The following is a 19,624-nucleotide window of genomic DNA, read 5'->3' on the forward strand; positions in this document are numbered from 1 at the left end:
CGCCGACCCTCATCACCCATCCGCCCGGCCAGACCCGCCACCGTCGGCGCGTCGAACACATCCCGCACCGACAGCTCAACACCCAACACGCCACGGATCCGGCTGGTCAACCTCACCGCGATCAGCGAATGCCCACCCAGATCGAAGAAGTTGTCGTCGACGCCCACCGAGTCCACATCGAGGACCTCGGCGAACACCGCACACAGGGCCTCTTCCCGCGGGTTGCGCGGGCCACGCCCCGAAGACAGGGCCGTGAAGTCCGGCGCCGGCAACGCTTTACGATCCAGCTTGCCGTTCGACGACAAGGGCAGCTCATCCAGCGTGACATAGACCGAAGGCAGCATGTATTCCGGCAGCAAACCGGTCAGATACTCCCTCAACACAGCGGTATCCAGCGGCCCGGCCGCCGGTACCACGTAGGCGACCAGGCGCTGCCGATCGGCGGTCACCACCGTGTTCCGCACCCCGTCGGCCGACCGGATCGCGGTCTCGATCTCACCCAGCTCGATCCGGTGCCCACGAATCTTCACCTGGAAGTCGCGGCGCTCCAAGAACTCCAGCCGGCCGTCCGGCCGATACACCACCCGGTCACCGGTCCGATACAACCGGCCCCCACCGAACGGGCTGGCCACGAACACCGCCGCAGTCCGGGCGGCATCGTTCAGATACCCGCGGCCGACACCCACACCGCCCACATACAACTCACCCGGCACCCCCACCGGAACCGGCTGCAGATCATCACCCAGCACATAGACCTGGGTGTTGCGGATGGGCCGGCCGATCGGGGTACGCAGCCCCGCGACGTCATCGGGGTTGGCGATCACCGCGTGGGTGACGTCGATGGAGCACTCGGTCGGGCCATAGGCGTTCATCACCGGGACGGCCGGGTAACGCTGAAGCCAGCGGCGGCACAACTCCGCCGGCAACGCCTCCCCAGCCGACACCAGCCACCGCAACCCCAACTCAGGAACCGAGACACCCCCATCCCACACATCCAAAGCAGCCCGCAGCAGAGAGGGCACCACCTCCAGCACCGTCACACCCGAAACACCGAACAACCGTTGCGGATCCATCGCGCTCTCCCGGGAGACCACCCGCACCCGCCCCCACGATCAGAGCGGCCAGCATCTGCCACACCGAGATGTCGAACGTCAACGGCGCGCTCTGCACCACCACATCCGACGAATCCAGCCCGAGATCCTCCACCTTGGCCAGCAGATGATTGACCATCCCCCGCCGGTGCACCATCGCCCCCTTGGGCCGGCCCGTCGACCCCGACGTGTAGATCACATACGCCAGATCGTCCCCAACCCCCCGCACCGGAGCCAGATCATCGTCCACCGCATCGTCGAACACCAGCACCCGCACGCCACCGGCCCCGACGGCCTCACGGGCCAAGTCCAGATACTCCGGCGCCGCGATCAACACCTCGATGCCGCTGTCGGCGATCAGATCCGCTATGCGGGCCACCGGCGCGCCCGGGTCGAAGGGCACATACGCACCCCCGGCGCCGAGCACCCCCAGCACCGCCGACACATACCGGACCCCCGGATCGCCCAGCAACCCCACCAACGCACCCGCCGGCAACCTCTTGGCCACCGCGTTCGCCCGACCCACCAGCTCCCGATACGACACCGACCCCGCATCATCGGTGACCGCGACACCATCCGGAGCAGCCACAGCCCGCTCACGAACCCGCTCCACCACACCCGCGAAACCACCCTCGACCGCCGGCGGATTCCACTCCACCAACAACCGGCGACGCTCCTCCTGCCCGAGCACATCGATCGCACTCAACGGCGCGTCCACGCCAGATGCCATGCCGTTCAACACCCGCTCCAGCCGGGCTGAAATCTCCTGAACGGTCGCGCGGTCGAACAGGTCGGTGGCATACGTGACCAGCACACCGACACCGCCATCACCGTGCTCGGTGAAACCGAAAGTCAGGTCGAAGTCCGAAACCGAGGGGCGGAGCGGGTCGACACCGGCGTCCAGGCCGGCCAGCTCGATCCGTGCGGCCGCGTTGTTCTGCAGCACCATCATCACCTGGAACAACGGGTGCCGCGACCTGGACCGGGCCGGGTTGAGCACATCGACCAGCCGCTCGAACGGCACATCCTGATGCGCGAACGCCGCCAAATCGGCATCCCGCACCCGGCCCAGCAACTCCCGAACCGTCGGATCACCGGACAAGTCGGTACGCAACACCAGCGTGTTGACGAAGAACCCGACAAGATCATCCAGGGCGTCATCGGTCCGGCCCGCGACCGGGCTGCCCAGCGGGACGTCGGTGCCCGCACCCAGCTTGCTCAACAACGCAGACAACCCGGCCTGCAACACCATGAACAGACTCGCGTTGTTCTCCCTGGCCAGCACGCCCAGCCCGGACGTGAGTTCCGAAGTGAGCACGAACTCAAACGCGTCACCCCGGTAGCTGGCGATCGCCGGACGCGGCCGATCGGCCGGCAGCGCGATCTCCTCCGGCAACCCCTCCAGCGTCTTGGTCCAGAAGGCCAGCTGCTCGGAGATCAGGCTCCGCTCGTCATCCTCGCTGCCCAGCAGCTCCCGCTGCCACAACGCGTAATCCACATACTGCACCGGCAACGACTTCCACCCCGGCGCCATCCCCGAACAGCGCGCCTCATACGCCGCGGCGAAATCCCGCGCCAGCGGCGCCATCGACCAGCCGTCACTGGCGATGTGGTGCAACACGACAAGCAGCACATACTCAGACTTGCCGAGCACCAACAGCTCGGCCCGCACCGGCAACTCCGCGGTCAGGTCAAAACCCGTCGAGCAAGCAGTCTCGATCGCGGCCGGGAGTTCCGCCTCGGTGGCAGACCTGACCACGAGTTCGGGCCTGTCGCTCCTGATGACCTGCACCGGCCGGCCGTCGACCTCCGGATATACCGTGCGCAGCACCTCGTGCCGCTCTACCACATCGGCCAGGGCCTGCGCCAATGCGTCCTGGTCCAGGCTGCCCCTCAGCCGGAGCAGCATCGGGATGTTGTAGGTCGCCGAGGCCCCTTCGAGCAGGTTGAGGAACCACAACCGCCGCTGACCGAACGACAACGGCAACTCACCCGGCCGCGGCCCGGCCACCAGCACCGGCCGGCGCCGACCCTCATCACCCATCCGCCCGGCCAGACCCGCCACCGTCGGCGCGTCGAACACATCCCGCACCGACAGCTCAACACCCAACACGCCACGGATCCGGCTGGTCAACCTCACCGCGATCAGCGAATGCCCACCCAGATCGAAGAAGTTGTCGTCGACGCCCACCGAGTCCACATCGAGGACCTCGGCGAACACCGCACACAGGGCCTCTTCCCGCGGGTTGCGCGGGCCACGCCCCGAAGACAGGGCCGTGAAGTCCGGCGCCGGCAACGCTTTACGATCCAGCTTGCCGTTCGACGACAAGGGCAGCTCATCCAGCGTGACATAGACCGAAGGCAGCATGTATTCCGGCAGCAAACCGGTCAGATACTCCCTCAACACAGCGGTATCCAGCGGCCCGGCCGCCGGTACCACGTAGGCGACCAGGCGCTGCCGATCGGCGGTCACCACCGTGTTCCGCACCCCGTCGGCCGACCGGATCGCGGTCTCGATCTCACCCAGCTCGATCCGGTGCCCACGAATCTTCACCTGGAAGTCGCGGCGCTCCAGGAACTCCAGCCGGCCGTCCGGCCGATACACCACCCGGTCACCGGTCCGATACAACCGGCCCCCACCGAACGGGCTGGCCACGAACACCGCCGCAGTCCGGGCGGCATCGTTCAGATACCCGCGGCCGACACCCACACCGCCCACATACAACTCACCCGGCACCCCCACCGGAACCGGCTGCAGGTCATCACCCAGCACATAGACCTGGGTGTTGCGGATGGGCCGGCCGATCGGGGTACGCAGCCCCGCGACGTCATCGGGGTTGGCGATCACCGCGTGGGTGACGTCGATGGAGCACTCGGTCGGGCCATAGGCGTTCATCACCGGGACGGCCGGGTAACGCTGAAGCCAGCGGCGGCACAACTCCGCCGGCAACGCCTCCCCAGCCGACACCAGCCACCGCAACCCCAACTCAGGAACCGAGACACCCCCATCCCACACATCCAGAGCAGCCCGCAGCAGAGAGGGCACCACCTCCAGCACCGTCACACCCGAAACACCGAACAACCGTTGCGGATCCATCGCGCTCTCCCGGGAGACCACCCGCACCCGCCCCCCCACGATCAGAGCGGCCAGCATCTGCCACACCGAGATGTCGAACGTCAACGGCGCGCTCTGCACCACCACATCCGACGAATCCAGCCCGAGATCCTCCACCTTGGCCAGCAGATGATTGACCATCCCCCGCCGGTGCACCATCGCCCCCTTGGGCCGGCCCGTCGACCCCGACGTGTAGATCACATACGCCAGATCGTCCCCAACCCCCCGCACCGGAGCCAGATCATCGTCCACCGCATCGTCGAACACCAGCACCCGCACGCCACCGGCCCCGACGGCCTCACGGGCCAAGTCCAGATACTCCGGCGCCGCGATCAACACCTCGATGCCGCTGTCGGCGATCAGATCCGCTATGCGGGCCACCGGCGCGCCCGGGTCGAAGGGCACATACGCACCCCCGGCGCCGAGCACCCCCAGCACCGCCGACACATACCGGACCCCCGGATCGCCCAGCAACCCCACCAACGCACCCGCCGGCAACCTCTTGGCCACCGCGTTCGCCCGAGCGACCAGCTCCCGATACGACACCGACCCCGCATCATCGGTGACCGCGACACCATCCGGAGCAGCCACAGCCCGCTCACGGACCCGCTCCACCACACCCGCGAAACCACCCTCGACCGCCGGCGGATTCCACTCCACCAACAACCGGCGACGCTCCTCCTGCCCGAGCACATCGATCGCACTCAACGGCGCATCCGCATCAAACGCCATGCTGTCGAGAACGCGGACCAGTTGCTCCGACATCCGCTGAACCGTCGGGCGGTCGAACAGGTCGGTGGCATACGTGACCAGCACACCGATGCTGCCATCACCGTGCTCGGTGAAATCGAAATTCAGGTCGAAGTCCGTAACCGAGGGGCGGAGCGGGTCGACACCGGCGTCCAGGCCGGCCAGCTCGATCCGTGCGGCCGCGTTGTTCTGCAGCACCATCATCACCTGGAACAACGGGTGCCGCGACCTGGACCGGGCCGGGTTGAGCACATCGACCAGCCGCTCGAACGGCACATCCTGATGCGCGAACGCCGCCAAATCGGCATCTCGCACCCGGCCCAGCAACTCCCGAACCGTCGGATCACCGGACAAGTCGGTGCGCAACACCAGCGTGTTGACGAAGAACCCGACAAGATCATCCAGGGCGTCATCGGTCCGGCCCGCGACCGGGCTGCCCAGCGGGACGTCGGTGCCCGCACCCAGCTTGCTCAACAACGCAGACAACCCGGCCTGCAACACCATGAACAGACTCGCGTTGTTCTCCCTGGCCAGCACGCCCAGCCCGGACGTGAGTTCCGAAGTGAGCACGAACTCAAACGCGTCACCCCGGTAGCTGGCGATCGCCGGACGCGGCCGATCGGCCGGCAGCGCGATCTCCTCCGGCAGACCCTCCAGCGCCTTGGTCCAGAACCCCAGCTGCTCGCAGATCAGACTCCGCTCGTCATCCTCACCGCCCAGCAGCTCCCGCTGCCACAACGCGTAATCCACATACTGCACCGGCAACGACTTCCACCCCGGCACCGTCCCCGAACAACGCGCCTCATACGCCGCGGCGAAATCCCGCGCCAGCGGCGCCATCGACCAGCCGTCACCGGCGATGTGGTGCAACACCAACAGCAACACGGACTCGGTCGGACCGAGGATGAACAGCTGAGAGCGGATCGGCAACTCGCCGGTGAGATCGAACCCGGCCAAGCATGCGGCCTCGATCGCGGCCGGGAGGTCCGTCTCGGTGGCAGACCTGACCACGAGTTCAGGCCGGTCGCTCCTGATGACCTGCACCGGCCGGCCGTCGACCTCCGGATACACCGTGCGCAGCACCTCGTGCCGCTCCACCACATCGGCCAGGGCGGCGGCCAAGGCGTCCCGGTCCAGGCTGCCCCTCAGCCGGAGCAGCATCGGGATGGTGTAGGTCGCCGAGGCCCCTTCGAGCAGGTTGAGGAACCACAACCGCCGCTGGCCGAACGACAACGGCAACTCGCCCGGCCGCGGTCCGGCCACCAGCACCGGCCGGCGCCGACCCTCATCACCCATCCGCCCGGCCAGGCCCGCCACCGTCGGCGCGTCGAACACATCCCGCACCGACAGCTCAACACCCAACGCGCCACGGATCCGGCTGATCAACCTCACCGCGAGCAGTGAATGCCCACCCAGGTCGAAGAAACTGTCGTCGACGCCCACCGAGTCCACATCGAGGACCTCGGCGAACACCGAACACAGGGCCTCCTCCCGCGGGTTGCGCGGGGCACGACCCGAAGACAGGGCCGTGAAGTCCGGCGCCGGCAACGCTTTACGATCCAGTTTGCCGTTCGGGCTCAGCGGTAATGCGTCGAGGACCATGACCACCGCGGGAACCATGTAGTCCGGCAGCAGAGTGGCGACGTGTGCCTGGAGCGCGTCAGGCTCGACCTGGCCCACCACATAGGCGACCAGATGCTGCTCACCGGCGGTCACCACCGCGTTCCGCACCCCGTCGGCCGACCGGATCGCGGTCTCGATCTCACCCAGTTCGATCCGATGCCCGCGGATCTTCACCTGGAAGTCGCGGCGCTCCAGGAACTCCAGCCGGCCGTCCGGCCGATACACCACCCGGTCACCGGTCCGATACAGCCGGCCCTGGCCGAACGGGCTGGCCACGAACACCGCCGCGGTCCGGGCCGGGTCGTTCAGATACCCGCGGCCGACACCCACACCGCCCACATACAACTCACCCGGCACCCCCACCGGAACCGGCTGCAGGTCATCACCGAGTACATAGAGCTGGGTGTTGCGGATGGGCCGCCCGATCGGGGTACGCGACCCCGTGGCGTCATCAGCGTGACGGATCACCGCATGGGTGACATCATCGGAGCACTCGGTCGAGCCGTAGGCGTTCATCACCGGAACGGCCGGGAAACGCTGGAGCCACCGGTGGCACAACTCCGCCGGCAACGCCTCCCCGGTGACCAGCAGCCACCGCAACCCCGGCCCGGGCACCGTCACCCCGACATCCAGGGCAGCCCGCAACAGGGACGGCACCACCTCCAGCACCGTCACACCCGGAACACCGAACAACCGTTGCGGATCCATCGCGGTCTCCCGGGAGACCACCCGCACCCGCCCCCCCACGATCAGAGCGGCCAGCATCTGCCACACCGAGACGACGAAGGTCAGCGGCGCGTTCTGCACCACCACATCCGAGGAGTCCAGCCCAAGATTCTCCACCTGGGCCAGCAGATGATTGACCATCCCGCGCCGGTGCACCATCGCCCCCTTGGGCCGGCCCGTCGACCCCGAGGTGAACATCACATACGCCAGATCATCCTCAGCCCCGCGCGCCGGGGCCAGATCACCGTCCACCGCATCGTCGAACACCAGCACCCGCACACCACCGGCCCCGACGGCCTCGCGGGCCAGATCCAAATACTCCGGCGCCGCGATCAGCACCCCGATGCCGCTGTCGGCGACCAGGGCCGCGGTGCGGGCCACCGGCGCATCCGGATCGAACGGCACATACGCACCCCCAGCACCGAGCACCCCCAGCACCGCCGACACATACCGGACACCCGGATCGCCCAGCAACCCCACCAACGCACCCGCCGGCAACCTCTTGGCCACCGCGTTCGCCCGACCCACCAACTCCCGATACGTCACCGAACCCGCATCATCCGACACCGCGACACCATCCGGGGCAGCCACAGCCCGCTCACGAACCCGCTCCACCACACCCGCGAAACCACCCTCGACCGCAGGCGGATTCCACTCCACCAACAACCGGCGACGCTCCTGCGGCCCGAGCACATCAATGGCGCTCAGCGGCTGGTCCGCAGGCGCAGCGGTAAACGTGTCCAGAAAGGCGGTGAAACGCGCGAGGTGCGCCTCCACATCAGCCTCGTCATACAGGTCGGTGTTCGCATTTATCTCTACGCGCAGGCCGCCGTCCTCACTGTCGTGCACCATGATCGTGAGATCGTCGCTGGGCGCGGTTGTCAGGTCGAACACCTTCACCGTCGCGGTGCCGAAGCTCATCTGGCCGAAGATATTCGCCACGTTAAGCTCAGGGCCGATCCGGTGGCGGCCCAGTCCCATCATCTGCCGGATCTCCCGGGTGCGGAAACGCTGATGACGCACAACGAGACCCACCTCCCGCGACGCGTGCGCCAGCACATCACCCCGGCCCATCCCCGGCCGAACAGCCAACACCAACGGCACCAAATTCGCACGCATGCCAGGAGTCGCCTTGGCGACAGCCGACGTACGCGCGGTCACCGGCAACGACAACACCACATCACGAACCCCGGTAACCCGCTGCACATAACACGCCGTCGCCGCGATCAGATACGTCGGCCACGCGACACGATGCCCCCACGCCACCGCCCGCATCCGCTCCGCAACCCCCACCCCCAAAGTCACACCACGACGCACGAAGGTGCGCACCGCGGTGATCGGCCGACTCGACATGCTCGTCAACTCCACCGGCCCCGCGAACCTCCCCGCCCAGAACCCGCGATCCTTCTCGAACCGCGCCGATTCCCGGTAGGCCAGCTCCTCCTCGATCAAACCCGCCAACGGCGGAAACACACCATCCCCGTACGACCGGCCCTCCTGAACCGCGGTATAAATCCCCGCCACACGAGCGACAAACAAAGCCTCACTAAAACCATCCCACAACAAATGATGAGCACGCTGATACAACACCGCACGATCCGGGCCAACCCTCAGCAACGCGAACCGGAACAACACCGGCGCATCCAACGCCACCGCAGTCCCGGCATCAGCCCGCATCCACCCCAGCGCCGCCCCATCAGGATCAACCTCGCCCGTGAAATCAACGACCGAGAACTCCCAATCCTCACAAGGAACCACCGTCTGCCGCACTTCATCACCAACAATGCCGAACCGGACCCGCAGGCACTCCGCCTCCCCCACGGCCACCCGCACAGCCCGCTCCAACAGCGCTACATCAAGCTCACCCTCAATAACGTAATACTCCGCGATATTCCAGATCGGATTATCAGGATCAAACTGCTGGGCAAACCAAACCTCCAGCTGAGCAGCCGACAACGGCAAACTAGAACCTGACCCCTGCAGCTCATTCATCTTCCACAAGCTCCTCGACACGCGTAGAAACCCTGGACTCACCCAACCGGCTCGCGCCGGTCCCCCGCGAGCACGTCATCGCCGTAGACGTCACGCACCCAGCTCTCCTGGTAAACCGTGTCCAGATAGCGCTCACCAAGGTCAGGTGAAACCGCCACCGAGGACAGGTGATGACCAGGATCGTGCACCTGGAGCCACTGCAACGCACCGCTGCACACGGTCCCGGTCGACCCCCCGAACAAAAACCCCTTCTTCGCGAGCCGATGGCACATCCGGACCGTGTCCGGCTCGGACACATACACCACATCGCACAGATAGGACTCGTCGACCTGGACCTGCCGCTCGCTGGTACCAAGACCAGGGATCATACGCCGACCGGGCGGCCCGCCGAACGTCACCGAACCGACACTGTCCACAGCAACCACCCGCACCTGCGGCGCGAACTCACCAAACCAGCGCGCACAGCCCATCAACGTCCCGGTCGTACCCGCACCGACAAACAGCACGTCCAACTCCGGGAACCGGCGACTGATCGCAGGCGCCGTCCGCCGATAATGCGCTTGCCAGTTATTGGGGTTGCGGTACTGGTCAAGCCAGAGGTAACGATCATCAGACGCACATAACGTACGGATATAGGACAACCGTGCGCCAAGAAAGCCCCCGTCGTCGTCCGGCTCGGTAATCGTATGCACCTGACTGCCCAAAGACTCCATCAGCCGCTTGGTGGTCAGGTTGCACCGAGGATCGGTGACACACACGAACGTGTAACCCCTGCTCGCCGCGATCATGCTCAGCGCCACACCCATGTTGCCCGACGACGACTCGATGAGCACCGAGCTGTGATCGAGCAAACCACTGTGCTCGGCGGCCGAGATCATTTCCGAAGCGGCCTTGAGCTTCCCGGAGCCCGCGAAGTTGAACCCCTCGCACTTCAGATGAAGTGCCCGGCCGAGCAGCCCCTCCAACGCAACGTAAAGATCTTCGACGTGAAAGTCCTGTGGAGCGGAAATGATTGGCACGCCATGGTCCTCTTCTGCAGCCTCAGCCCTTGCCGTAACGCGTCAACTCATGGAAGAACCCGTCGACCGCCACAAGTCCGCCGTGCACACCGATCTCGTCGAACCAGCGCATGACTTACCTGAGTGCCGGATATAACGGAGAAAGTCGGCGCCGCCGCCTTACCGGACATAGACGACCCTCAATCACAGAAAGTGGCCCTCAACGGAGGCTTGACTCACCGAAGCGTACGATATCCGGTCGCTTCTAAGGGAATCACTAGTGATTTCCTTGATTGGTCCTCGATATAGTCACTTTCGTCGTGAGCCTAGGGAGTCGTTCATGTCCGGCACGGCGGTACCAGCCCCACGGAAGGCTGGACGCGCGGCGGCTACCCGAGCCGGCGTCGGCGGCAACTAGTAACTATCGCAGACGCAGTGGACGTCAGTGAGCGGGTGTTCACAGCGAGCCAATCAACTAACCGGCCGACGCGGGCGCGTGACGTCGCGCGGGCCGTGCTGTGGCCGGCTTCTGATGAGTCAAGGGACGTCACCGATTCGGTGGTCGCCGTCACCCGCGACTTTGCCGTCCACTGAGAGATAGGGAGCACTTGGATGACCAATCCTTTTGATGACGAGGCCGGCACGTACCTGGTGTTGGTCAACGCCGAGGGCCAGCACAGTTTGTGGCCGGAGTTCGCAGCCGTGCCCGACGGCTGGCGTCAGGTGTTCGGGCCGGGCAGCCGGGAGCAGGCGCTGAGGTTCGTCACCGAGAACTGGACCGACATGCGGCCCCTGTCACTGATAGCCCTGCACAACACCTGAACGAACCGCGTTTCCTTCCGGCAGAGATCAAGGAGCACAAGATGACCGCCATAACCAACGAGCGTGCCGCCAGGATCAGGGAGATCGTCTGCGAGGTCCTGGAGCTTGAAGAGGACGAGGTTACCGAATCCAGTCTGTTCATCGAGGACCACGAGGCCGACTCACTGCGGGCGATCGAGATCCTCGCCGCGCTGGAGAAGGAGTTCCGGATCGTCATCGAGCAGTCCGAACTGCCCAGAATGATCAACATCAACGGCGTCTACGAGGTAACCGCCGAAGCTGCCGGCTGGTAGGCCCGAAACCGCGAAAGCAGGAGGAAGCCCCGTGAACAGGGTGGTGCTTACCGGGTTTGGGGTGGTATCCAGCATCGGCTTGGGGAGCGCGGAGTTCGCGAAGGGACTACGGGCCGGCCGTAGCGGCGCCAGGCCGATCTCCGTGTTCGACACCTCGGGCTTCGAGCACGCCAACGGTTGCCAGGTCATGGGATTCGACCCGACCGTCTGGCTGCGCAACATCGATCCGGCCACGTTGGGCAGGGCAAGTCAGTTCTCCGCCGCCGCGGCGAGGATGGCGGTCACCGACGCGGGACTGGACGAGAAAGAACTGGCCGGCAAGCGTGGACTGGTCACCGTCGGCACCACCAACGGAGAGCCGTTCGACCTCGACGTGTTGATGGAGCCACGGATCGCTGAGGGGGTGAGGGCAACGGCCCCGGCGACGAGCCGCTGGGTCCCCCCTCTAATGTTGTCCATCTCCATCGCTCGCGAGCTGCGTATGAGCAACGTCAGCGCATACACCATCGGCACGGCCTGCGCTGCGGGCAACTACGCCATCGGCGACGGCTTCGATGCCGTGCGCTCGGGTGACGTCGAGTTCGCCTTGTGCGGTGGCGCGGACGCCATGTGCCGCAAGACCTTTGCCTCGTTCTACCGGCTGGGCGCCATCGCACCGCAGGTCTGCCAACCCTTTGACGCTGATCGTAGAGGCATCCTGACCGGTGAGGGCGCGGGCGTGCTGGTGATGGAGAGCCTGGACTCCGCGCTGGCACGTGGTGCCCGCATCTACGCCGAGGTGCTTGGCTACGGCCTGAACTGCGACGCATACCATCAGGTGGCGCCGAACCAATCCAGCATCGAGCGCTGCATGAGGCTGGCGCTGGACGACGCAGGAGTCAAGCCCCACGAGGTGGACCTGGTCTCCGCGCACGGCACCGGCACGCAGGCCAACGACATCACCGAATCTCGGGCCGTCCGCCAGGTCTACGGCGACAAGCCGCCGCGCACCGTCTCGATCAAGTCCATGCTGGGCCACACCATGGGCGCCGCGAGCGCGCTGGGCTCCATCGCGTGCGCACTGGCCATCACGCATGGATTCATCCCGCCGACCATCAACCATCGAGTCACCGACCCCGGGTGCGAGATCGACTGCGTGCCCAACACGTCGGTCGCCGCCGACTTGCGCGTGGTGCAAAACAACGGGCTGGCGTTCGGCGGCAACAACGCCAGCGTGATCCTCGGCAAATACGTCAAAGAGGATGGCCGGTGAACGCCCCACCTCTGCTCTCCGCCCGGCCTGTGATCACGGCATGGTCCGCGGTGTCGCCGTTCGGCCTCGGCCGGCAGTCCTTCGTGGACGGTGTTTCCACGGCCAAGCCCACCGTGGCTCCGCTCGACCGCGAGCTGTGGCCGGGACCTGCGACCACCGCCTGCCTGGTCCCGGACTTCTCCGCGAAGGACGTCTTGGGGCGCAAGGGAACCCGTTCGATGGATCGGGTGACGGGCCTGGCGGTGAGCACGGTCAGGTTGGTGTTGAGCGACGCCGAGGGCAATCAGGTCGTAGAGACGGGCACCGACACAGCACTGGTGCTGGGCACCACAATGGGCAGCGCGCAGTCTGCGATGGATTTCGCCCGGGAGTCCTCCGCCGCCGAACTGCCCTACCAAGTGGACCCGGGCCGGATGCTGAACACGGTGATGAACAGCGCCGCGGGCCAATGCGCTATCTGGCACCAATTACGCGGACCCAACGCCACGCTCGCCGGCGGTGACACCGCGGGTCTGCTCGCGATGGACTACGCCCGCCGACTGCTCGACAACAACCGGGCACGCAAGGTCCTTGTCGGCGCGGCGGAGGAGTACTCCAGCGTACGGGCCTGGCTGCACCACCATTACGGTGGAACCTCCACCCTCGGCGAGGGCTGCGCGTTCTTCCTCGTAGAGCCGCTGGCCGGCATCGGCGAGGGCCGTGAGCCGCTGGCCGAGGTGCTGGCCATCGGGTCGCGGGTCTACCTGGACCAAGACCCGCGGGCCACACTCGAGTCGCTTGTCCGCGGCGCACTGTCCAGCGTGCCGGCCGCGCCGGGTGACGTTTGGGCTGCATCGGGCTCGATGACGGGCATCGAGGGCGACCACGAGCAGGCGGTCCTGCGGCGAATGTTCGGTGATGACGCCGTGCAGCGGCTGCCGGCGACAGACCTATTGGGCGACACCGGCGCAGCGTCGTCGGCGTTTCGCATCGCGACGGTGCTCAGTGTGGCCAGGCGTTCGCCGGAGGCCGCCGGAAAACTCGCGGTCGTCACAGCCGTCGACAACCACGGCGTTGTGGCCTGCGCCCTGCTCCGATTGGCGAGATGACATGACGCCGCCGGTGAATCGTAGTGCGATCAGCCCGGTTACCGGACAGATACACCCGTTGTCCGGCAACGAGGTGACGATCACGATCAGCCCGGTTACCGGACAGATACACCTGTTGTCCGGCAACGAGGTGGCGATCACGATCAGCCCGGACGAGCCGGTGTTCGCCGGTCACTACCCCGGATTCCCGATCTTCCCCGGCATGTGCGTGGTGGAGGTGGTGCATCGCGGAGCGCTTCTCACGGCGCCGGCGGAGGCGGGCGAGACCGTGATCTTTGAAGGTGAATGCGTCGTGCGCGGCGAGCTCGTGTTCACCGTGTCCAAAATGGTGGTGGCCTACCGCCCCGCCGAACAACTGCGTGCAGCGACAGGCGGACATGACCATTGAGTCCAGGGTCGCCATTGTCAGCGGCGGCTCTCGGGGTATCGGCCGTGCGGGAGTGGGGCGCCCGCGTAGAAGCCGGCCTCGGTCCAATCTTCTTGCCGCAGGAGACGTTGTGCAGTCAATGAACGCGATAGAAACGGACTGATGATTCGATGGCCAAACCCAAGCGGCTGAAGTGGTACTTCTCACTGCGTAGCCCGTATTCCTGGATCGCCTATCGTGACCTGCTCGCGCACCACCCGGACGTTCTGGCCGCCGTAGAGTGGCTACCGATGTGGGAACCCGGTGAGGAGTGCTCGCGTCTGGTGGCCGAGCAGGGGATCGAACTGCCCTACACGGTCATGTCCAAGGCAAAACACCTCTACATCCTCCAGGACGTACGTCGGCTGGCCCGGGCCAGAGGGCTGACCATGACCTGGCCTGTCGACAAGGACCCGGAATGGGACGTGGCACACCTCGGCTACCTGGCGGCGCTGGACGAGGGCAAGGGCGAGGAGTTCGTCGCGGCGACCTACCGCGCCCGCTGGGAGAACGGCCTCAACATCTCCGATCCTGACGTTGTCGCCGCTGTCGCCAAGGAGATCGGCCTCGACCCGGTCCGCATCGCGGGTGCCCATGAGGATCCATTGATGCAGGCGCGGAGCGTTGCCTACCTGAAGAATATCGAGAAGGACGGCGTGTTCGGAGTGCCCATGTTCATGAACGGGCGCGACAAGTTCTGGGGCGCCGACCGGGTACTGGACTTCGTGGCATCGGTCCGTGGCACATGGGCGCCGCAGCCCGAGCCGATCGAGACGGTGGTGCCGCCGGCCGCAGCCGGAGACGCCGGCCACGCGGGCGGTTGCGGCTGACCGACGATCGCCGCGCCCGATCTCGGCGCGAAGGCTGTTAACGGCGCCTCTGCCGCCCCACCGGCCAAACGGCCATCGCCCGCGTCGAGGGCTCCGTGCACCGCCCGGAAGCACGCTCGTACGGCGTGGTCAGCGAGCGGAGCGATAGGCGGGAACAGTGATCATCGGCGGGCGTTCGGCAACGGCGACGTCCCGGACGCTCACCTGGTGGCCGCTCGCGCCCCGGCGGAACTGGGCCAGGCGGGGAGAGGGGCTGTGCAGGGACACCATCATGTTCTGGCGCTCCAGGCGCGACCAGGAGGTCTGCAGGATCTGGGCGGCCATCCCGCCAAGCGCCTCCGTCGACTGATGGGAGTGGACCCGGCGGCCCAGGTCGACCTGGGCCAGGGCGTCGAGCCCGGCGAGGTCGAGCAGATCGATCAGCAAGCCGAGCTCCACGCCGTAGCCGGTGACGAAGGGAACGCTCTCCAGCACGGACCTGCGCCCGGCGTACTCTCCGGCGAGGGGTTGCACGAATCCGGCCAGCAGCGGCCAGTGCAGGTTGAGCAGGGGGCGCGCGACGAGCTCGGTGACCCGGCCGCCGCCGCTCTGCACGTTCTGCAGGGGCCGGTCGTAGCAGCCCTTGACGTAGACCACCGCCGGATCGGCCAGCAGCGGGCCGAGCAGCCCGGTCACGAAGGACGTACGGAACTCGCGCAGGTCGGCGTCGATGAACACGATCAGGTCACCGGAGGTCACAGCGAGGGACTTCCACAGTGCCTCGCCCTTGCCGTCCAACGGCTTGAGGTCGGGCAGGACCTCGTCCTGCGCGATCACCGTCGCCCCGGCACGCGCGGCGCTTCCGGCGGTGTCGTCGACGGAGCGGGAGTCGATGACCACGAGCTCGTCGACGAGCGGCGCGGCCTCCATGAGATCGTGGCGGATCGCGGTAACGATCTCCCCGACCGTCTCCTCCTCGTCGCGTGCGGGCAACACGACGCTGATCGTCGTCTCACCCTTGGCTCTCAGCAGCTCCGGCAGCGACCAGTCGCCCGAGGATGAGGTGCGCCCGCTCAGCCATGCCTCGACCTCAGGCAGCACAGCCCACCCTTCCCATCACCTCGGTACTTACGGGTATCACCTTATGTGGCGCTGATTCCGTACAAGTACCGGCTCCCGTCCTCGCCCCACAGGTGGGAAGATCAGTCCAGTCCGGCACGAGGAGGGAAGGCATGGACCCGGTAGCCGTGATGCGGGCGGCGCGCGCTGTCCGCGACGAGCTTGACAGCTTGATGGGCGGTGCCTCCGCTGAGCTTCGCGACCGGCTGGATCCTCTGCTGGCCGAGGCCGGCAGCCGTCCTCCCGGGCAACTGGCCGACGCGATCGTCATGCTGATCGCCCAGTACGGCCCCGCCTGGAACCGGCTCTCCGCACTGCTGAACCTGGAGCACGGCCTCGCCGCCGAGCAGGTGATCCCCATGCTCGCCGACACGGGCGGGCAGACGCACCCGCCGCAGGACCGGGGCGGGGACGCGTACGACGGTGGATACGACGACATACCCTCCACCGGCGCCATGAGCGTCGACTGGATACCCCCCGGCCATGCGGCGGGCCCCGCGTCATCGCAGGCATCGCAGGCACCGCAGGCACCGCAGGCACCGCAGGCACAGGCACCACCGACGCCGCCCGAGCCGCTCGCCGCCTCACGGGTTCCCGCCGGGAACCGAGGCCCCTCGGTGCTCGACCGGCTGACCGGGGCCTTCCGCAGGCGGCGCGGGGATGCGCCCGCCCCGGCGCCCGGGTCCGAGTGGGAGGGGGTCCCGCTGATCGAGGCACCCACCGAGTCGGTCTCGGGCTGGGGCACGGAGGTGTCGATCGGCGTCGCCCCCGGCCAGGGGCGGGACGGCACCGCGGCACCGCGCGAGCCGGTCGAGCTGGACATCCAGCTCGTCGCCGAGGGCTTCGACGCACCGGCTGGGTGGCGGGTGCGGCTGCGCGCAGACGCGGCGTCACCGTACCCCCGCGCGGCGGTCAACCTCATCGCCCTCGCGCAGGAGGGGCCCGAGGTCGCCCGGCAGATCCAGACGATCCACTCGGTGCGCGGCCAGGTGGTCGGGTTCGGCCTGCGTGCGATCACGGTCCACGGCTCGCCCGGCAGGCTCGGCCTGGAGGAGGCGCCGGAGCCGGTCTCCGGCACCCGTATCCGTCCGGCCCTCCTGGGCGAGCCGGCGGACGTCACGGCGGTCATCGTCCACGGTGATGAGCCGGGGCGGCTGTGGTGGACCTACCGGTCGCCGCACTTCGTCACCCCCGACCGGGCCGAGTTCTGCGACCTCGGCATGCGGGCCTCGGAGTTCGGCCGGAACCTGACCGGGCAGGGCCGCCTCTCCGAGGAACTGGGACGGAAGGTCGGCTCGCGTGTGCCTCGGGGGTTCTGGGAACTGCTGAACGCGGTGGCCGGCCGGGTGGCACCGCGCCGGCCGAGCGTGCTGATCCTCTCCCAGGAACCGCACGTGCCCTGGGAACTGGCCGCACTGGAGCACCCGTACGACCCGTCGCTCCCCCGCTATCTGAACTGCCAGACGGTGACCGGCCGCTGGCCCCTCGGCGGCCGGCGCCCCGAACTGCCTCCCCCGGTGAGCGCACGGGCGGATCATGTCGCGGTGGTGTACGACGAGGCACAGGCACATCCGCTGGTGACCGAGTACGGCGCCGTGCAGGTCTCCCCCGCGCTCGGCGACATCCTGGGCGTACTCGGCCAGGGGCCGGACATCGTCCACCTCACGGCCGGCGGATCCGCGGCCGAGGCGCTGGGCCGTGACCTGACCGGTGCCCCGTTCGTCTTCCTGGAGGAACCGGGGGACGCCCAGGCGTTCCTGCTCGCGGGCGCGAGCGGGGTCGTCGAACCGCTCTGGCCGGTCGGCGGGGGCCTGGCGCGGGAGTTCTACCGGCGCTGCTTCACCGGTGAGCCCCCGGCCGAGGTGCTGCGGTCCATGCGCGGGCAGGACCCCGACAGCGCGGGCGCCTACCGGTTCCACGGCCACCCGTCCCTGACGCTGCGCCGGACGGCCCCGCCCTCGGGATGACACACCGTGCCCGGACCGCGTGCTCAGCTGATGGCGTGGCGCTCCAGGAAGGTGTAGACATCGGCCTCGTCGACACCGGGGAAGGATCCGGGCGGCAGCGCGGCCAGGATGTGGGAGTTGCCCCGGGCCGAGGGCCAGGCGTAGCCCTCCCAGCGCTGGGTCAACTCGGCGGGCGGGCGGCGGCAGCAGTCTCCGGTGGGGCAGTCCGACTTGGTACGGCTGGTGGTCTCGCGCCCGCGAAACCAGCGCGACTCCCGGTACGGGACGCCCAGGGTGATGGCGAAGTCGCGCTCGCGCGACGGGTCGACGTGGGCGACGCAGAAATAGGTGCCGGTGGGCGAGTCGGAGTACTGGTAGTAGACGGAGAAGCGGTCGGGTGACAGGAAGACCTGGCGTCCGGACCACTGCAGGCACATGCGCTGGCCCTCGATCGCGCCCTGCTCGTCGGCGGGGAAGACGATGCCGTCGTTCTCGTACGCCTTGTAGATGATCCCGCCGGCGTTGTTGCGGACGAAGTGGCAGCTCAGGTCGAGGAAGTGGGTGGCCAGGTTGGTGAAACGGTGCGCGGCCATCTCGTAGGAGACGGCGAACACGTCGCGCAGGTCCTCCACGCTCAGCGCCCGGTCCTTCTTGGCCTCCCTCAGGTACGGCACGGCGGCCGCCTCGGGCACCAGGATGGCGGCGGCGAAATAGTTGGCCTCGGTCCGCTGACGCAGGAAGTCCGCGAAGTCGCGGGGCTTGTGGTGGCCGAGGGAGAGATGTCCGAGGGTCTGCAGCAGGATCGTGCGGGGGGTGTGCATGCCGACCTGCTCGTGCTTGACGTAGATCCGCCGGTTGCGCAGGTCGGAGATGGAGCGCACGGTGAGCGGCAGGTCCTGGACCGTCTGCACGGTGTAACCGAAGTGGCCGACCAGCGCCTGGACGGTGCTCTGCGACAGCGCTCCGGAACGGTAGCCGACCGCGGCGAGCGCCTCGGCGGCGGCCTGCTCGATCTCCGCGAAGTAGTTGCCCTGCTCACGCTGCTTGCGGCGGAGCTCGGCGTTCGCGGCACGGGCCTCCTCGGGGGTGGCGGTCCCTCTGGCCTGGCGTGAGCGCAGCTCCCCGTAGAGGCCGAGGATGTGTTCGAGCACGTCGTTGGGGACGCGAGCGGAGACCTTCAGCCTGGCCAGGCCGAGCCCGGCGTACAGGGGGTCACGCTGCGCCTCCTCCAGGGCCATCTCCAGCTGTGCCCGGCGGTTCGGGGCCTGCCTGCGGAGCAGTTCCTCGATCGGCACGCCGAGCGCGGCGGCCAGGGACTTCAGCAGCGACAACTTCGGCTCGCGTTTGCCGTTCTCCAGCAGGGAAAGCTGGCTGGGCGCGCGGTTCACGCGTTCTCCCAGGTCGGACAGGGTGAGGCCGCGCTGCTTGCGCAAGTGCCGGAGGCGCTGGCCGAACGCGATGAGATCGAGCTCCTGCGTCAAGGAAAGCGGTTCTTCACCCACCAAAGATGCCATAGCACGATGCTAAACGAAATTTCCCGGGAAATTTCACCACCTCACCTGCCACCTGAGAGAGCGCCGCCGTACCCGCGCCG

General features: G+C 67.4%; 10 protein-coding genes and 1 pseudogene. 7 read left to right on the top strand and 4 right to left on the bottom strand.

Annotated features, from left to right (window positions below; genetic code table 11):
* Positions 1–15: 15 nt before the first annotated feature.
* Both OG884_RS00055 and sbnA read right to left on the bottom strand, forming a co-directional pair.
* A pseudogene (locus OG884_RS00055) lies at positions 16–9,297 on the bottom strand (AMP-binding protein); the annotation flags it as partial.
* 38 nt (positions 9,298–9,335) lie between these two features.
* Complete coding sequence (gene sbnA / locus OG884_RS00060) at positions 9,336–10,316, bottom strand: 2,3-diaminopropionate biosynthesis protein SbnA (RefSeq protein ID WP_326640852.1); 981 nt, start codon at positions 10,314–10,316, stop codon at positions 9,336–9,338.
* Between the two features lie 591 nt (positions 10,317–10,907).
* Between sbnA and OG884_RS00065 the strand changes: the two genes are divergently transcribed.
* The 6 genes from OG884_RS00065 to OG884_RS00090 all read left to right on the top strand — a co-directional run bounded on the left by OG884_RS00065 (position 10,908) and on the right by OG884_RS00090 (position 14,986).
* Positions 10,908–11,117 carry an MbtH family protein gene (locus OG884_RS00065; RefSeq protein WP_326640854.1) on the top strand — a complete coding sequence of 70 codons (210 nt, stop codon included), beginning with the start codon at positions 10,908–10,910 and terminating at the stop codon, positions 11,115–11,117.
* 41 nt (positions 11,118–11,158) lie between these two features.
* On the top strand, positions 11,159–11,410 hold the full coding sequence (locus OG884_RS00070) for an acyl carrier protein (RefSeq protein ID WP_326640856.1): 252 nt from the start codon (positions 11,159–11,161) through the stop codon (positions 11,408–11,410).
* 31 nt (positions 11,411–11,441) lie between these two features.
* Positions 11,442–12,662 (top strand): beta-ketoacyl-[acyl-carrier-protein] synthase family protein, encoded by a 1,221-nt coding sequence (locus OG884_RS00075; RefSeq protein WP_326640858.1) that lies wholly within the window; start codon positions 11,442–11,444, stop codon positions 12,660–12,662.
* Entirely contained in the window at positions 12,659–13,750 is a 1,092-nt protein-coding gene (locus OG884_RS00080; RefSeq protein ID WP_326640860.1) for a beta-ketoacyl synthase N-terminal-like domain-containing protein, read from the top strand. The genes OG884_RS00075 and OG884_RS00080 overlap by 4 nt, the downstream gene beginning before the upstream one ends.
* Before the next feature lies 1 nt (position 13,751).
* Positions 13,752–14,138, top strand: a complete 387-nt coding sequence (locus OG884_RS00085; RefSeq protein ID WP_326640862.1) for a hypothetical protein — start codon at positions 13,752–13,754, stop codon at positions 14,136–14,138.
* A gap of 149 nt (positions 14,139–14,287) precedes the next feature.
* Positions 14,288–14,986, top strand: coding sequence for a 2-hydroxychromene-2-carboxylate isomerase (locus OG884_RS00090; protein WP_326640864.1), 699 nt, complete (start codon positions 14,288–14,290; stop codon positions 14,984–14,986).
* 129 nt (positions 14,987–15,115) lie between these two features.
* Here OG884_RS00090 and OG884_RS00095 read toward each other — a convergent pair whose 3' ends face one another.
* Positions 15,116–16,066: a glucosyl-3-phosphoglycerate synthase gene (locus tag OG884_RS00095; protein WP_326640866.1), complete on the bottom strand. Its 951-nt coding sequence runs from the start codon at positions 16,064–16,066 to the stop codon at positions 15,116–15,118.
* Positions 16,067–16,197: 131 nt separating this feature from the next.
* On the opposite strand from OG884_RS00095, the gene OG884_RS00100 reads away from it, so the two are divergent.
* Positions 16,198–18,051, top strand: a complete 1,854-nt coding sequence (locus OG884_RS00100; protein WP_326640868.1) for a hypothetical protein — start codon at positions 16,198–16,200, stop codon at positions 18,049–18,051.
* Positions 18,052–18,074: 23 nt separating this feature from the next.
* On the opposite strand, the gene OG884_RS00105 is transcribed toward OG884_RS00100, so the two are convergent.
* Positions 18,075–19,544: a helix-turn-helix domain-containing protein gene (locus OG884_RS00105; protein ID WP_442811608.1), complete on the bottom strand. Its 1,470-nt coding sequence runs from the start codon at positions 19,542–19,544 to the stop codon at positions 18,075–18,077.
* Positions 19,545–19,624 lie beyond the last annotated feature (80 nt).

Source organism: Streptosporangium sp. NBC_01755 (assembly GCF_035917995.1).
In the GTDB taxonomy this organism is placed as follows: Bacteria; Actinomycetota; Actinomycetes; order Streptosporangiales; family Streptosporangiaceae; genus Streptosporangium.

What these genes read in the sequence shown, in the direction of transcription:
- OG884_RS00085 (WP_326640862.1), top strand. Translation starts at nt 13,752, where the DNA reads ATGACGCCGCCGGTGAATCGTAGTGCGATCAGCCCGGTTACCGGACAG.
- OG884_RS00105 (WP_442811608.1), bottom strand. Translation starts at nt 19,544, where the DNA reads ATGGCATCTTTGGTGGGTGAAGAACCGCTTTCCTTGACGCAGGAGCTC.
- OG884_RS00100 (WP_326640868.1), top strand. Translation starts at nt 16,198, where the DNA reads ATGGACCCGGTAGCCGTGATGCGGGCGGCGCGCGCTGTCCGCGACGAG.
- OG884_RS00065 (WP_326640854.1), top strand. Translation starts at nt 10,908, where the DNA reads ATGACCAATCCTTTTGATGACGAGGCCGGCACGTACCTGGTGTTGGTC.
- OG884_RS00070 (WP_326640856.1), top strand. Translation starts at nt 11,159, where the DNA reads ATGACCGCCATAACCAACGAGCGTGCCGCCAGGATCAGGGAGATCGTC.
- OG884_RS00090 (WP_326640864.1), top strand. Translation starts at nt 14,288, where the DNA reads ATGGCCAAACCCAAGCGGCTGAAGTGGTACTTCTCACTGCGTAGCCCG.